The 15,505-nt window shown below is 22.4% G+C and carries 14 protein-coding genes, 3 tRNA genes and 1 pseudogene; 6 read left to right on the top strand and 12 right to left on the bottom strand.

The genetic code is table 11. The annotated features are described in order from the left end of the window. Positions 1-18 precede the first annotated feature (18 nt). The 5 genes and pseudogenes from mltG to Lyticum_RS03055 all read right to left on the bottom strand — a co-directional run bounded on the left by mltG (position 19) and on the right by Lyticum_RS03055 (position 4,815). Positions 19-1,064, bottom strand: a pseudogene (mltG, locus tag Lyticum_RS03075) (endolytic transglycosylase MltG). Next, positions 1,045-2,184, bottom strand: a complete 1,140-nt coding sequence (locus tag Lyticum_RS03070; protein WP_322498867.1) for a DNA polymerase III subunit delta — start codon at positions 2,182-2,184, stop codon at positions 1,045-1,047. The pseudogene mltG and the gene Lyticum_RS03070 overlap by 20 nt, the downstream one beginning before the upstream one ends. Beyond that, entirely contained in the window at positions 2,174-3,304 is a 1,131-nt protein-coding gene (gene rlmN / locus Lyticum_RS03065; RefSeq protein WP_322498866.1) for a 23S rRNA (adenine(2503)-C(2))-methyltransferase RlmN, read from the bottom strand. The genes Lyticum_RS03070 and rlmN overlap by 11 nt, the downstream gene beginning before the upstream one ends. Positions 3,305-3,385: 81 nt before the next feature. Next, positions 3,386-4,168 carry a hypothetical protein gene (locus Lyticum_RS03060; RefSeq protein WP_322498865.1) on the bottom strand — a complete coding sequence of 261 codons (783 nt, stop codon included), beginning with the start codon at positions 4,166-4,168 and terminating at the stop codon, positions 3,386-3,388. A gap of 95 nt (positions 4,169-4,263) precedes the next feature. After that, on the bottom strand, positions 4,264-4,815 hold the full coding sequence (locus Lyticum_RS03055) for a deoxycytidylate deaminase (RefSeq protein WP_322498864.1): 552 nt from the start codon (positions 4,813-4,815) through the stop codon (positions 4,264-4,266). 338 nt (positions 4,816-5,153) lie between these two features. On the opposite strand from Lyticum_RS03055, the gene acpP reads away from it, so the two are divergent. Continuing rightward, on the top strand, positions 5,154-5,387 hold the full coding sequence (gene acpP / locus Lyticum_RS03050; RefSeq protein ID WP_322498863.1) for an acyl carrier protein: 234 nt from the start codon (positions 5,154-5,156) through the stop codon (positions 5,385-5,387). A 211-nt stretch (positions 5,388-5,598) separates the two neighbouring features. On the opposite strand, the gene tatA is transcribed toward acpP, so the two are convergent. Next, entirely contained in the window at positions 5,599-5,772 is a 174-nt protein-coding gene (tatA, locus tag Lyticum_RS03045; RefSeq protein ID WP_322498862.1) for a twin-arginine translocase TatA/TatE family subunit, read from the bottom strand. A 304-nt stretch (positions 5,773-6,076) separates the two neighbouring features. On the opposite strand from tatA, the gene acpS reads away from it, so the two are divergent. The 5 genes from acpS (at position 6,077) to tmk (ending at position 10,654) form a co-directional block, all read left to right on the top strand. After that, positions 6,077-6,436, top strand: a complete 360-nt coding sequence (acpS, locus tag Lyticum_RS03040) for a holo-ACP synthase (protein WP_322498861.1) — start codon at positions 6,077-6,079, stop codon at positions 6,434-6,436. A gap of 221 nt (positions 6,437-6,657) precedes the next feature. Continuing rightward, a tRNA-Leu gene (locus Lyticum_RS03035) sits at positions 6,658-6,737 on the top strand. A 119-nt stretch (positions 6,738-6,856) separates the two neighbouring features. Beyond that, positions 6,857-7,462, top strand: a complete 606-nt coding sequence (locus Lyticum_RS03030) for a disulfide bond formation protein B (RefSeq protein WP_322498860.1) — start codon at positions 6,857-6,859, stop codon at positions 7,460-7,462. Positions 7,463-8,235: 773 nt separating this feature from the next. Then, on the top strand, positions 8,236-9,909 hold the full coding sequence (locus Lyticum_RS03025) for a ribonuclease J (RefSeq protein ID WP_407659032.1): 1,674 nt from the start codon (positions 8,236-8,238) through the stop codon (positions 9,907-9,909). Between the two features lie 112 nt (positions 9,910-10,021). Further along, positions 10,022-10,654, top strand: coding sequence for a dTMP kinase (gene tmk / locus Lyticum_RS03020; protein WP_322498858.1), 633 nt, complete (start codon positions 10,022-10,024; stop codon positions 10,652-10,654). Between the two features lie 701 nt (positions 10,655-11,355). Here tmk and Lyticum_RS03015 read toward each other — a convergent pair. The 6 genes from Lyticum_RS03015 to Lyticum_RS02990 form a co-directional block, all read right to left on the bottom strand. Continuing rightward, positions 11,356-11,910 carry a thioredoxin family protein gene (locus tag Lyticum_RS03015; RefSeq protein WP_322498857.1) on the bottom strand — a complete coding sequence of 185 codons (555 nt, stop codon included), beginning with the start codon at positions 11,908-11,910 and terminating at the stop codon, positions 11,356-11,358. Positions 11,911-12,182: 272 nt separating this feature from the next. Further along, positions 12,183-12,494, bottom strand: coding sequence for a hypothetical protein (locus Lyticum_RS03010; RefSeq protein ID WP_322498856.1), 312 nt, complete (start codon positions 12,492-12,494; stop codon positions 12,183-12,185). 182 nt (positions 12,495-12,676) lie between these two features. Next, on the bottom strand, positions 12,677-14,245 hold the full coding sequence (locus Lyticum_RS03005) for a type I glyceraldehyde-3-phosphate dehydrogenase (protein WP_322498855.1): 1,569 nt from the start codon (positions 14,243-14,245) through the stop codon (positions 12,677-12,679). An 84-nt stretch (positions 14,246-14,329) separates the two neighbouring features. After that, positions 14,330-14,647: a DUF2610 domain-containing protein gene (locus Lyticum_RS03000; RefSeq protein WP_322498854.1), complete on the bottom strand. Its 318-nt coding sequence runs from the start codon at positions 14,645-14,647 to the stop codon at positions 14,330-14,332. Positions 14,648-14,967: 320 nt separating this feature from the next. Then, positions 14,968-15,043, bottom strand: a tRNA-Phe gene (locus Lyticum_RS02995). 146 nt (positions 15,044-15,189) lie between these two features. Beyond that, positions 15,190-15,264 (bottom strand) — tRNA-Gln (locus Lyticum_RS02990). Positions 15,265-15,505 lie beyond the last annotated feature (241 nt).

Genomic DNA, 15,505 nt, shown 5'->3' with positions numbered 1-15,505 from the left:
TAATGTGATTTTTATTTTTTAATTATTGTTTTTTAAATTACGTTGTTTAGATGTTAGTTTTATATTTATTAAATGATTTTTATACTCTTTAGAAAATATATGTTGTCCATTATTACCAAGTACAAAATACACAAAATTATTCCATTCTGGGTGTAAAACAGCTCTAATTGCATTTTTTCCAGGATTACATATAGGTGTTGGTGGTAATCCTAAATTGATATATGTGTTATATTTTGATTTATGTCTATAATCCGAATATAACATTCTTCTACCTAATGTAGATCTTCCTTCCGTCATTCCATAAATTACTGTAGGGTCTGCTTGTAATAACATTTTTTTTTTAATCTATTTAAATATACTCCAGCAATTATTGCTTGTTCACTTTTTATTTTAGTTTCTTTTTCTACTATAGAAGCTAAAATAAGTGCTTCTTTGTAATTTTTTATTAATGAATCTATTCTTTTATCTCTTAATATCCATTCAGTTTTTTCAAATTTAATTGAAGATTTATACATAATATCAATAATTTGTGAAGCTTTCCAGCTTAAAGTAAAATCATAAGTATCTGGCATGATTTGGCCATTATTTAAAAGATATTTATTAGTATGTAATCCATAGTATAAATCAAATTCTATTTTTGAGTTTAATTTTAGGATTTGTAAAATTTGATAATTTGTTAATCCTTCTGGAATTGTAATTTTATGTCTTTTTACTTTACCATTATTGAGTTTAGTTAATACATCATTTATTCTTTCATTAGCTAAAAATTCATATTCTCCAGCTTTAATGTTCATTTTTTTATTTAATATTTTTTTTATTTTATAATAAATTATAAATGTATATTTATTTCCACCATTTTTATGAAAAATAGATGCTATATTTTCAATAGATGTACCACGATTAATAACTATTGTTTTATTCGATTTTAGTGACCAATTACTAATTTGAATAAATAACCAAAATGCTACTACTGATATAAAAATAATAAATGCACATAGATAATTTGCTATGTAAATTTTTATTTTATGAAAATATCTAGAATTTTTATATTTTACTTTCAACATCTTCTTTTGCATAAAAATACATATTTTGATAAATATTTTTATAAAATAAATTTGTCATAATAAGAATATGCGTAGTATATATTTGATGTGCTATTGTGGGTAATTTATACATTTCTTTTTCTATTTCAGCCATCTGAATAATTAATCTATATAAATAATTTTTATTATTAATCAATAATTTATAAAATTTTAATCTTTTATCTTGATAAAAGGGTAATTTTAGCATATTGATGCATTTATCTATTTTTATAGTATCATTACTATCTCCTATGAGAAATTTTACTATTACAGCTTGTAAAAGATAATTTTTAATAGAACGAAGTAAAGGTATTGGAGAAATTTGATCAATATTATTTATAAATTGAATATTATTACTTTCACAAAAATCTTCTATTGCATGCATATTAAATACACAGTCGTCATTTTTCATAGCAAATATATCATTTTCTGTTAATATACTGCTTTCATTAGAAAATCTTAAATTTTCTTTATTAATAAAAGAATTATTATAAGAATATTGATCAATTCCTAGATATAAGAGTATTTTTTCTAACTCATTATCAATAAATGAATTTTCATTAATCATTAAATCAATAATCATTTGTGGAATATGATTATCAAATTTTATGAAATATTGATTTAAAAAATCACGTATTATATTTATTTTATCTTTCTCATTTTGTTTATAACAATTGATACCTATAATATTTTTAGAAGAATTGTCAAATATAGATCTTGTATGACAATTTTTCTTCATTTTCCCACCAATTAAAAATATATATGGATAATTTTGATTATTGTTATATTTTTTATCTCTATATTCAATAATAATATTTTCAAGTGTTAAATTAATATTTTCTTTTACATTATTAATAATAATAGTTTTGGTTTCAGATGAGAATAAATTTTTTGTATATAACTCTTCTAGTAAGCCTGTAATATCTTTTTCTATATCATTGTAATTAAATTTAATGATTTCATCTACTGATATATTAATTATTTTAATAATTTCTTCTAATATTTTATTTATTTGCCCAATATCATCTCCGAATATCAACCAAATTTTATTTTTTAAAAGATTATTTAGTATTTTTTTTAAAATATTGATATTAAGTATCATTTTTTAATAAAATTTTTTCACTATTTGAACGAAGTTGTCCACAAGCACCCATTATATCTTGACCTCGTGGTTTTCTTATTGAGCAGAAATATCTACCAGATTCCATAATATTAGCAAAAGAATTTATACGTTTTTCATCAGAACAAGAGTACTTAGAATTTGGCCATGGATTGAATGGAATTATATTAATTTTCGCTGGTATATCTTTTAATATGCTTATTAAATGATAAGCATCAGAGTCGCTATCATTTACTCCATCAAGCATTACATATTCAAATGTAATTCTCTCATTATTAGTCTTTTCGGCATAATATTTACATGCATTTAAAAGATCTTTTATTGGGTATTTTTTATTTATTGGAACAATCTCATTGCGAATACTATCATCCGGAGAATGAAGGGAAACTGCCAATTTAACTCTAAGATTATCTGCGCATTGTATTATTCCAGGAATTATACCCGAAGTGGAAACAGTAATTTTTTTACGTGATATATTTAAACCTTTATCATCACAGAGTATTAAAATTGCTTTTTCAACTGAATCATAATTTAAAAATGGTTCCCCCATTCCCATAAATACTATATTAGTTAATTTTGCTCTTTTATTTCTCCAATCGTTAATTGCCGTTTTTGTGAATAGAACTTGAGATATTATTTCATCTGTTCTAATATTTCTGACTAATTTTTGTGTACCTGTATGACAAAAACTGCATGATAATGCGCATCCAATTTGTGATGAGACACAAACAGTTGATCTTGTATAATCTGGTATGTAAACAGTTTCAATATTTTGAGAAGAAATAGAATAACGCTTATTTAAAAAATAAGAATCTTCAAAATTTTGATCAATACTTTTATTACTCAAATCTAAAAGCCATTTACAAGTTCCATCAGAAGACATTAGTTCTTCTTTAAGATTTGGGCTAGTTATAAAAAATATATCTTTTAACTTTTCTTGTAAATTACGTGATAAGTTAGTCATCTCATCAAATCTTTTCACCCCTTTATTATATATCCAATCCCATATTTGATCTGCTATATATTTTTGAGATAAAAGGTTTTTTTGTAGTAATTCTCTTATTTCTTCTTTATTTAGCCCGTATAAAAATTCTTTTTCCACTAGAAATTTTATTATTAAATAATGATTATTAGATTTTTTCTATAATTACATATATTTTTATATTAAAATTCGTATTTTATCTTAATATATTATATTAATCTGTAGAAGTATTGTATCTTTTTCTTTTGCTTTTAGCAACACAAAATCTTTATTTTTACTATAAAGTAAAATATCGATATCATCTCCAGTAATTACTCCTTGATTTTCAAATAAATTAGCAATGATATTAATATCTTTTTTCATTAAAATATCTTGATCATTAAATATTTCTGCTTTTTTAGAATTAATACTGGTATTTTGTAATATTTTATTAGTTGAGTATTTTATTTTTGAATTTTTTGAAAAAGTATTATGTTTGTTCAAACTATATTTTGAATTATTCGTATAATTATTATAATTGTCGAAATTAATAAAAATTTTTACATTATTATTCAAAGAAAAATCTTTATTGTTTAATAAAGGAATATTATCATCATATAATATATCATACATTGAATTATGCAGTAAATCATTTGTATTTTTATTATTTATATATTTGATACATATTGATTTTTCGTTCTGTTTTGAACAGATCTTATCTAATGTTTCTAAAAATTCAAATAAATGTTTTTTATTATAATTTTGAATATATTTTTTAGAATTATTTGATATATTTTCTTTTTTTTTAGAAAAATCCCATTCTGCAGTATTTGATTCTGCTATAAAAAATCTATTACTTAATTTTACATTTGAAATTAAAACAATTTTTTTAGATTTATGATCTATAATACCTTTATCAGCTAATATTGTTATTTTATCAGCAGATTTCATAGCAGATAAAAAACTAGAGATAAAAATAACACAAATAAATATGATATGTTTCATCTGTAAATAAACTCTAAATAAAATATTTTTTTCTTTTTTTTCTTATAAGAAGAATTTGATAATAATTGACAATAAAAATATTGATAATAAAAATATTATTCTTCTTTCATAAGATGATTGAATTTTTTACCTTGAAAAATCACAAATAAATTAGAAATATTACCGTTAAAAGATTTTACTTTAACTCTACTTTCATCTAGCATAGTTTTTGATATTGACATACTTTCCTGCCAATGTGAAGGGCAATTTTCTTTATTACCTGGAAAGTGTTTATGATAAATAACTTTTTTTATTCCAGATTGTATAATCATTCTTGTGCATCCTGCACAAGGGAACCATGGAACATATATCATACAATTATTAGTAGAAACGCCAGATCTTGCTGCATTAATAATAGCATTTTCTTCTGCGTGATTTCCAGCAATATATTTATATTCTTTATTTTTATAATATTTGGCATAATCTACTATTCCTCTTGGTAATCCATTATAGCCAGTTGAAATAATTTCATGATTTACACTGACAATTACTGCTCCAATTTTCGTACTTGGATCTTTACTTTTCATACCAACTACATAAGCAATTGTTATAAAATATTCATCCCAACTCATTGGTCTCGTTATCAATTCATCATTTGATAAATGCATTGTTATATAATATATTTTTTATAATACTATTCAAAGTATATAAATTATATATTATTAATTACCTTCTTCAAGCTTTTTATCTTCTTGTAAAGATTATTTATCTTCTTGTAAAGATTATTATTAATTCTTAATAAAATTAAACTTTTGAAAATATAAATCCTATAAAGCAGCTTATAATATATAAGAATTCCCATAAAATATATAAATAATTTATAAATATAATAATAACTTATTTGTTTGTAATTAATAAAAGATTTTGACAAGATACTATTTTATGTTATGTAGTACATAATGATCTCACTTTAATTTATTTTTTTATTATTATTACTAATTAAAATATGTCAGATATAGAGAACAGACTTATAAACCTTTTAAAAGAAAGTTTTGAAGGGAAAGATAATATTACTTCTGATACTTCATTTGTTGAAGATTTAAGGGCTGATAGCCTTGATTTTGTACAGATGCTTATGGAAATTGAGGAAGAATTTGGAGTTACTATTCCTGATAAAGATGTAGAAGGAATGAAAAAAGTCTCTGATGTTATAAAATATTTAGAAGAAAAACAGGAGTAATTTTTTAAGAAAATCATTAGAATTTAAATTAATATTTAAAATTTCGTGTTAAATACTAATAATTTAAGGTTTTAAAGTGTTATACTTATATTTTTATAGAAAATTTTCTTTTAGTACTAATTGTATTTATTTACATATTCTTTAGTAATTTATATATATTTTTTAGTATTAATAGTTTTTTTTAAATTAAAGTTTTATATATTTTATAATGCTAATCTTTGTTATTAGTATCATTATTGTTATTGTTAGATTGATCATTCATACCCTCTCTAAAGGCTCTAACTCCTTTTCCTAAATCCCTCATTACCTGTGGTAGTTTTCCTGCACCAAAAAGAATTAAAACAACTAGTAATATAACAAGCATCTCACCGACTCTACCATTCATTTTGAAAATTATTAATTAATAATTCTTACAATATATTTTAGTATTTATTATATATTATTTATTTTGTCTAATTATTTTATTATGCTTTATTTGAGTTAATAGCAAATATATAATTTTATATTTTCATATAAAAATCTATATAATTAATAATAATGCAAATTATAGTTTTATTTTGTAAAATAATTTTATATCATAATCTATATCAAATTGTATAATTAATATTTAAACTATAACAAAGTTATTTATTTTATTGTAAATTAAATATTTATTTCTATACATTTCATATAAAATATATAAAAAAATTATGATAATTGGAATAGGAACTGATATAATAAAAGTAAAAAGAGTTAAAATAATATATGCTAGATATGGTCAAAGAATGCTACAAAGAATTTGTACTAATCAGGAAATAGAAGAAATAGATCATCGCTCTTTATCTCATTTTATAGCTAAAAGATTTGCTGCCAAAGAAGCATATGCTAAAGCTTTAGGATATGGGATAGGTAAAATGATAGGTTGGCAAGATATAGAAATTCTTAATAAAAATGGTAAACCATATTTTTCTGAAAATACAAAATTTATTCAGGATAAATATGCACATCTTACTATAGCTGATGAAGATGAATTTGCTCTAGCATTTGTTGTAATTGAAAAGAAAACATGAATAGTTTATTATGTAATAATAATACAATTATAAAAAGCATATATATTTATTAAGATTTATCAAAAAATTAAAAATATATTTTATTTTTAATATATAAGATTAAAAATTTTTATCTTTACTTATTAATATTTTTTTATTAACGTTAAAAGAACGGGGTTATAGCGCTGTGGAGCATTTGAATACTATTCAAAATGTTCATTTCATTTGCTTAGCTCCACAATGCCTCTATGGTGAAATGGTAGACACGACAGACTCAAAATCTGTTATCAATGATGTGCCGGTTCGAATCCGGCTAGAGGCACAAGATTAAATAATCAATCTAATCTTATTAACTTCTGCTAATAAAATCTTCTAAAAAATAATTCATGATTTAATTGTAGATTTCTATTTATAAAATTATAAATTATTATTTTGTATTATATGACGAATAAAATATTTATAACGCTTAAATCCTTATTTAATCAAGCATATTCGCTATTTTTTGCAATGATTTGGCTTTGTTGTGCTGTTTTATTTTCTTATATAGCAGAATATTTACTTAAGCTTTATCCATGTAAATTATGTCTTTATCAGAGATATATTTATGTTACAGGATTAATTATCAATACATTTTTTGTTATATATTTTTCTGATAAATTTCGCTATTTTATGCATTATATCAATAATTATGATAATAATGATGATAATGATAAAAACTTAAAAAAAAATAAAAATATAGATAGTAATTTTGTAAAAAATGTATATTTTATTATTATATTTCTAATAGCATTAATAGAATTACTTTTATCATTTTTTCATTTTGGTGTAGAGCAAAAATGGTGGAAATTTATTTCAACTTGTACAAATAATTTAAATAAAGCAAATTCTATTCAAGAATTTCAATTATTACTAGAATCAGCGGAATATGCAATGTGTGATATACCAAGTAAGATAATTGGGATACCAATGACTATACTAAATATAATATATAGTTTAGTATTTTTAATAATTTGGATTATAATTTTCAGAAAAAATAAATATATATAATAGAATTATTCTATAATTAAAATTATAAATATTATTCAATCATTTTTTTATAAAATAGTTGTATACATTATCGAATAATGATAATAATATCATATGAAAATATAGGTAAAACTAGGTAAAATTGAGTCACAATTTAAGATTATTAGTCAATTTAATAATCATTTAGATTGTTATTCATTAGCGAAAATTATTAACAAAAACGTATTAAATATAATCAATTTCAATATATGTTAAATTAGTGAACTTTATTATAATATCATGATATATATAAAAATTGGCATTATAATATAAGATTGTAAAATTTAATTTTATTAATAAATTAATTTATAATTTTTATAAAAAATTATACTTAAATACTAAATTAATACTGTTATTAATTGCAATGCAATATAATATTATAATATTTTTATATAAGAATTTTCTAAAAACAATTAATTATGAATTATAATGAGCTAAATTTTTATAAACTAAATGAGTTTTATTTTCATAAATACTTACTTATTCTTTACAAGATAATTGATAGAACAGCTATTTAATAGAATAGCTAAATTTTTAGTAATATTTTTTGAATAAAAATTTTTTTTTTAAAAACTCATTTGTTAAAATAGATTCATTAGTTTTATCTCTATGAAAAAAAATTACATCAACTATAAATTTATAATTAAAAAATTAAAATGAAAGATGGTAAAAATTCTGGTAATTCAAAATCTTTAAATTTTTCCTCCGCTAAAAATGATCATATCAAAAAAAAACAAACGTATCACGAAAATAATATACCAATTCTTAATCTAGAACAGCACTATAATGATTTATTATTTATTCCTCTAGGAGGAGCTAATGAAATTGGACTCAATTTTAACTTATACCATTACCAAGGTAAATGGTTGATAGTAGATCTTGGCATAGGATTTTCTGAGCAAGATCTACCTGGAGTTGACGTTATATTACCTAAAATAGATTTTATAGAAGAACATAAAGATAATATTATAGGAATGGTATTAACTCATGCTCATGAAGATCATCTTGGTGGTGTACAATATTTATGGCATTATTTAAGATGTCCAGTATATACAACTAAGTTTACTGCGGAAGTTTTAAGAGCAAAACTTTCAGAATATGAAGATGGAATTGACATAAACATTATAGAAGTTCCTATGAAAGGAAAAATAGAACTAAAGCCATTTTCTATAGAAATGATTAATATTACGCATTCTATTCCAGAAATGAATGGATTAATGATAAGAACACCAAAAGGTAATATTTTTCATACAGGTGATTGGAAATTTGATCCTCAGCCTATAATAGGAGATATAACAGATGAAAATTATATACGTAAATTAGGTGAAGAAGGTATTTTAGCTGTAGTTTGTGATTCAACTAATATTTTTACAGAAGGATCATCAAAATCAGAAGGAGAACTTATTAATAGTATTGGAGATATAGTATCTAAAATAAAAAATGGTATAGTTATTGTAAGTACATTTGCTTCCAATATCGCAAGACTCCATACTATAGGAATAGCTGCTAAAAGAAACAATAGAAAAGTTTTTTTAGCTGGTAGAGCTTTATGGCGTGTCTATAATGCTGCAAGATCATCTGGATATTTATTAGATCTTGATTTATTTTTACCTTCATATGAAATAAAAAACTATAAACGTAATGAAATATTAGTAATATGTACTGGATGTCAGGGAGAAAATCTTGCAGCAGTTAGTAAGATAGCACGTAATCAACACCAAGATATTAATTTAAAAAAAGGCGATGCAATTGTTTTTTCATCTAAAATTATTCCAGGAAATGAAAAAAGAATATCAAATTTATTGAATCATTTTTGTAAAGAAGGTATTGAAACTCTTACAGAAAGAGATCATTTTGTTCATGTATCTGGACATCCGGCACGTGAAGAGGTAAGAAGAATGTACGATCTTTTGCGTCCAAAAATATCAATTCCAGTACATGGTGAACCAACAATGATTCATGAGCATTGTAAATTTGCTATAGAATGTGGAATTGAAAAAGCAATTGAGGTAAGTAATGGAAAAGTTGTAAATCTGAGTATTGAAGATCCTAAAGTTATTGCTTATGTTGATTCAGGATATCTTGCAATTGATGGTAATGATATAATAAATGATAATAGTATAATATTTAAAGAGAGGCAAGAAATTCGAGATAATGGTGCTGTTGTTATTGTTCTTATTATAAACAAATCTCACAGACTTATTAGAAGACCTAAAGTTATATCAATGGGACTATTTGATAGAAATGACGATTCTGATAATAATATCATAGATGAAATTGTTGAGGAAATAAAAAATACAATATCAGAACTCAAAAGAATTGATGTTAAAATTCTTCCTAAAAAAATTAATAGAAATGTACAAAAAATTTGTAGTATGAAAAGAGGAAAATCTCCTAGAGTTTTTGTACATATAGAAAATATATCTTAATTTATCATTTATTTTGCTCAATTAAATAAAAAATAACTATAATATAAATAATATAAATTAAATATATAAAAATATAAAATATATAATTAATAATATAGAAAAATATATAAGAATGATCAATAATAGTAAAAAAATTGAGCAAAAATCACAATTTATATCTTTTGAAGGTGGAGAAGCTAGTGGAAAATCAACACAAGTTCTGATGTTAAAAAATTACCTTCAAAAACAAAAAATTAATGTAATATCGACCAAAGAACCAGGAGGTACTAATTTAGCAAATTCAATTAGAAATCTCATTCTATCACAAGAAATCTCTGATCCTCTAACAGAAAGTTTAATTATTGCTGCAGCGCGTCGTGATCATATAAAAAAAATAAAACAACATCTTAAAAATGAAGATTATGTTATATCTGATAGATATATTGATTCTTTTATAGTATATCAAGGTATTGTCAAAGGACTAGATGAAAAAATAATAAATAAATTAATTGAATGGACAACTGAAGGATTAAAACCAAATATAACGATTTTACTTGATATTGATGTTGATAATATGATGAAACGTATAAAAGGCAGTGAAAATCACAATACGTTTTATGATAATAAAAATTTTGATTTTCATCAAAAAATAAGAAATGGATTTTTAGAAATCGCTAGTAAATCTGCGGAAAGAATAAAAATTGTTGATGGAAATAAAACAAAAGAAGAAGTTCATACTGATATTTTATCAATACTTAACATATAATACAAATTTTAAGTAAAAAATATAAAATATTATATATTGGTTATATATTATATTAATTTGTATCACTGAAAAAAAAGAAAACAGGAAAAATTCAAAAAACTCAGAAAAACTTTTCAATATCTCTTTATTCCCCGATAAAATCAAAATATCAAAGACTTTTTTCTTAATTTGTAATATATTATGAACAAAAATATTATATTCATATTATATTCAGTATAAATATGATAAAATTCTGATAAAATCTATTCTTTGATATAAAATAACTTAAATATTATATTATTTACAATAAATTAAAAGAAAACTAAAAAAATCGTAAACTTATTTAAAATACTTAATAAGATTCAATATATATTAAGAATTTTTCTTCCATTTTGCAATATATCAATATAATGTATTACAAAGCACGAAAATTAATATATATTATATTAGTTATATTATTTACACAAATTAAAAGAAAACTAAAAATTTTTGATATTTTTTTATTTCTATTTTTGGATAAAACCAATATAAAATTATATTAGTTATATTACTTACACAAATTAAAAGAAAACTAAAAACTTTTGATGTTTTTTTATTTCTTTATTTCTATTTTTGGATAAAATCAATATATAAATACATTATTTACACAAATTAAAAGAAAACTAAAAAAATCGTAAACTTATTTAAAATACTTAATAAGATTCAATAAGATTCAATATATATTAAGAATTTTTCTTCCATTTTATGGAGCAACCAATACTAGGATATATATCAAAATTTACGATGTTATTATTAGAAACCATTTTCATAGCTTCGTATAGATCTCTCTTTTTTACTTCCCCATTTTTCCCACCATCATCAAGTCTACCTCTATACATCAACAAACCTTTACTATTAAATCCAAAAAAATCTGGGGTACAAACAGCTTGATACACTTCAGCAATAGATTGTGTACTATCTATAAGGTATGGAAATGAAAAATTATTATCTTTAGCAAAAATTTTCATATTATCAAATGAATCTTCAGGATAAGATTCATAATCATTCGAATTAATAGCAACAAATCCAATATTAATTCGTGCTAATGCTTCTGCTTCAGATGATATTCTTTTTGCTATTGCTTTAACATAAGGGCAATGATTACAAATAAATGCTATAACAAAACCGTTAGATCCTCTAATATCATCAAGAGAAAAATAAGTATTGTTTATACTAAGAAGGCGAAAATCTTCTGCATAAAAGCCAATTTCTGCAGGTAAACTAGAAAGAGGAGGCATATTTGTTTTTTTTATAATTAATAAATATTAAATTATTATATTATAGTATGAGTTTAATTATTATATTTATTAAATTTATAAAAGAATAAACGAATAAATAAATATTTTAACTAAACGTAATACATTTTCATATACCATTATTGAAAATGCATCATATAAACTATGAATAAAAGTATTGCACTAAATGCAAGTATGAGAAAATCTATTATTGATATAAAGTATTAATAAAATAAAAGGGAAAATTGATTGAAAATACTGGTATTTGCTATTTATTATTTTTTAATTCTAATTGTAGTTACAGGAGCATTTTTAACACTAATAGCTGAGAACAACATTATAGCAGAATATATTAGACATGGATCAATAATATAAGAATGAGAAAAATGATGAGCATTAGCGCCAAATGCAACTCCAATTGAAGAAATTATTAATTGAATTATAACAATGTTAAATTTTTTTGCATTTAAACTTTTATTAGCTGTTCTTAAAAAAGAAAAATACATTGCATATTTTGACTTTAGAAAATACAAAGCAACTATTACAAAGAGTGGAAAGACATGAAAAAACTCAATTATATTTTGCATATTTAAAAAATTTTTTTAACTTGTTTTTGCAATTAATAAAATAACTCATTAATATGATGTATCTGATTTTAACAATATTATCAAGAACTTTTTTCAATCTATTAAATTTTTTAGAGTTATTTTTCTTAGTTATTTTTTTTATATAAATTTTAATCTATAATTAAATTATACTATACTATTTTTTAATTTAAGTAAATATAAATTATTTTTATACAAATATCAATCATTCTTTGAGCAAATGCATATTCATTATCATACCATCCTACAACACGACATAAATTTCCATCATCTATTAAACAATTCTGCGTCAGATCTATTATACAGCTTCTGTTATCGCCAATAAAATCACTAGAAACTGTTTGATCTTGATTTATACCCATAATCTCTGGATACTGCTCACTATATTTTATAAATAAATTATTAAGATCATTAATATTTTTTATTTTTTTATCTGGAGTAAAAACAAAATCCACTAAAGATATATTATTTGTTGGAACACGTAATGATGATCCAAATATTTTTCCTTCCATTTCTGGAAAAATATATTTTATTATTTTATTAACACCTGTGGTAGTTGGAATAATAGAACATGCACCAGCTCTTCCTCTACGTTTATCTAAATGTTTTTTATCAACTAGAGATTGATCATTAGTATAGGAATGAATTGTTGTCATAAATCCATTTTTGATACCGTAACTATTTTTAATAACTGAAATTATTGGAAGAAGACAGTTTGTTGTACATGATCCTGCTGATATTACTATCTCAGATTGATTATCTAATTTATTATATAATAAATTTACGGATTTTTTAGAAGAGATAGTATCAAAATTATTATCTGTATTTATATCTGCATTTATATGTTTTTGATATGTATTTATATCTACATTTGTATGTTTTTCATGTGTATTTATATCTACATTTGTATGTTTTTCATGTGTATTTATATCTGCATTTGTATGTTTTTGATATGTATTTATATCTGCATTTATATGTTTTTCATGTGTATTTATATCTGCATTTGTATGTTTTTGATATGTATTTATATCTACATTTATATGTTTTTCATGTGTATTTATATCTACATTTGTATGTTTTTGATATGTATTTATATCTGCATTTGTATGTTTTTTATCTGTATTTATATCTACATTTGTATGTTTTTTATCTGTATTTATATCTACATTTGTATGTTTTTGATATGTATTTATATGTAAATTTTCAATTATATTATCATTTACACCACAAATAATAGTTGCATCTGCTCCATCACATGGAGCTGATACAATAACTCCTATAACGCCGAAATATGGTTTATTATTTATTGTATTGATAACTGGATTTGTGTTTTTTTTATGATTAAAATGCATCTTTGCATATTCAGCCGTATTAAATTTACCAGTGCATTCTAATACAATATCAACATTATTTAATGTCCAATTTATTTTAGATATATCTTCCTCACTTGTTATAAATATTTTATGATCGTCTATAACGAGCAATTCATTGGTATTATCGCTTATATAGTGGATTTTTTCATTAGCTGCAATGCGATGCACAGTATCATATTTGTATGCATATGCAGCATCTTCAGCAGTTATATTTCTACTATTTATTTGAACAACTTGTATAATATTTTTCCATCTAGAATTTGGAGAATAAATTGCACGCATTAAACATTTTCCAATTCTACCAAATCCATTGATACCTACACGAATAGGATAATTGTTGTTCACAGTATTGGTATTCATTTTAATATTGAATTTTTCATCTATAAAATATAGTTATTTTCTATAAATAACTGATAAAATTAATGATAATCAAGGAATTATATATTAATCTTCATCAAAAGGTGGAGTTTCATCATTTAAATCATTAATGTCTTTATCATAAGTTATAGCGGCAAATGCACTTTCACATAATTCTTGAAATGACACATTATGTATTTTAGAAAGATTCTGTAATTTTGATAAGCTTTCTATAACTTCATTTGGAATATTGCCACCTTTTGTATCTTGAATAAATTTATTTTGAAAATATATTGGATTATTCTCTTCTTTAGGGCGCCCAATGTATATATCAATATCACTTTTTTGTCCACCAAAAAAGCATGGAATTTTAAAATTTAATACTCTACGATCATCAGCTGCCATTATTTTAATGAATCTAATAATATTTAAAAATTGAGTAATAACAAATGCTAATACTTGTTATAATTAAATAATATTATAAAATAATTAATTTTATATATCAACCACACTATATAAAACTACTTTAAATAGTGTAATTTATTTTGAAAACTAGAATATGAAAAAAATATTTTATAAAATATAATTGGTATTCAATACCAATAAAATTAAATGTAATAAATTACAAAAACAAAATAAAAAATCAATTAATTTTATTATAATTTTATAATAATTTGAAACTTTTATATTTATATTATTTTTGATAAAGATATATAAAATAAAAGTGGTGCCCAGAGGCGGAATCGAACCGCCGACACAAGGATTTTCAGTCCTTTGCTCTACCGACTGAGCTATCTGGGCATACATGATTTAGCATGATATCAGAAATTTTGTACAAATACAAATAAATCATTATTTTAATAGCTTAAAGCGCCAATAATCATTTATAGTAGTACTATAAAAACTGATATAGTGTAAAAAAAGTAGTAAGTCAGATGAAAAAATAGTGGCTGGGGTAGATGGATTCGAACCACCGAATGCTGGTATCAAAAACCAGTGCCTTGCCACTTGGCTATACCCCAGTAATTAAAATACAAACTTACAATTAAGATCACAAAATAACCTTAAATTTATCATAACAAATCATTATATCATAATCAAGCATAAAAATTATATTCTTAAAATAAAATTATTACTGAATTATTTTTATATAATTATTAGTATAAAATAAAAAAATATTGAAAATTCTTTATATTCATATTTCATATACAATATCTATCATATAAGTCTATCAATATAAGTATTTTAACTGATAAAGCAGTT

The organism is Lyticum sinuosum (genome assembly GCF_034471385.1).
GTDB classification, from domain to species: Bacteria; Pseudomonadota; Alphaproteobacteria; order Rickettsiales; family Midichloriaceae; genus Lyticum; species Lyticum sinuosum.
Note: the sequence above shows the minus strand (reverse complement) of the source record. Positions and strands in the feature narration are given on the sequence as shown.

What these genes read in the sequence shown, in the direction of transcription:
- acpS (WP_322498861.1), top strand. Translation starts at nt 6,077, where the DNA reads ATGATAATTGGAATAGGAACTGATATAATAAAAGTAAAAAGAGTTAAA.
- Lyticum_RS03060 (WP_322498865.1), bottom strand. Translation starts at nt 4,168, where the DNA reads ATGAAACATATCATATTTATTTGTGTTATTTTTATCTCTAGTTTTTTA.
- Lyticum_RS03030 (WP_322498860.1), top strand. Translation starts at nt 6,857, where the DNA reads ATGACGAATAAAATATTTATAACGCTTAAATCCTTATTTAATCAAGCA.
- Lyticum_RS03000 (WP_322498854.1), bottom strand. Translation starts at nt 14,647, where the DNA reads ATGGCAGCTGATGATCGTAGAGTATTAAATTTTAAAATTCCATGCTTT.
- tatA (WP_322498862.1), bottom strand. Translation starts at nt 5,772, where the DNA reads ATGAATGGTAGAGTCGGTGAGATGCTTGTTATATTACTAGTTGTTTTA.
- Lyticum_RS03005 (WP_322498855.1), bottom strand. Translation starts at nt 14,245, where the DNA reads ATGAATACCAATACTGTGAACAACAATTATCCTATTCGTGTAGGTATC.
- tmk (WP_322498858.1), top strand. Translation starts at nt 10,022, where the DNA reads ATGATCAATAATAGTAAAAAAATTGAGCAAAAATCACAATTTATATCT.
- Lyticum_RS03070 (WP_322498867.1), bottom strand. Translation starts at nt 2,184, where the DNA reads ATGATACTTAATATCAATATTTTAAAAAAAATACTAAATAATCTTTTA.
- Lyticum_RS03015 (WP_322498857.1), bottom strand. Translation starts at nt 11,910, where the DNA reads ATGCCTCCTCTTTCTAGTTTACCTGCAGAAATTGGCTTTTATGCAGAA.
- Lyticum_RS03055 (WP_322498864.1), bottom strand. Translation starts at nt 4,815, where the DNA reads ATGCATTTATCAAATGATGAATTGATAACGAGACCAATGAGTTGGGAT.
- acpP (WP_322498863.1), top strand. Translation starts at nt 5,154, where the DNA reads ATGTCAGATATAGAGAACAGACTTATAAACCTTTTAAAAGAAAGTTTT.
- Lyticum_RS03010 (WP_322498856.1), bottom strand. Translation starts at nt 12,494, where the DNA reads ATGCAAAATATAATTGAGTTTTTTCATGTCTTTCCACTCTTTGTAATA.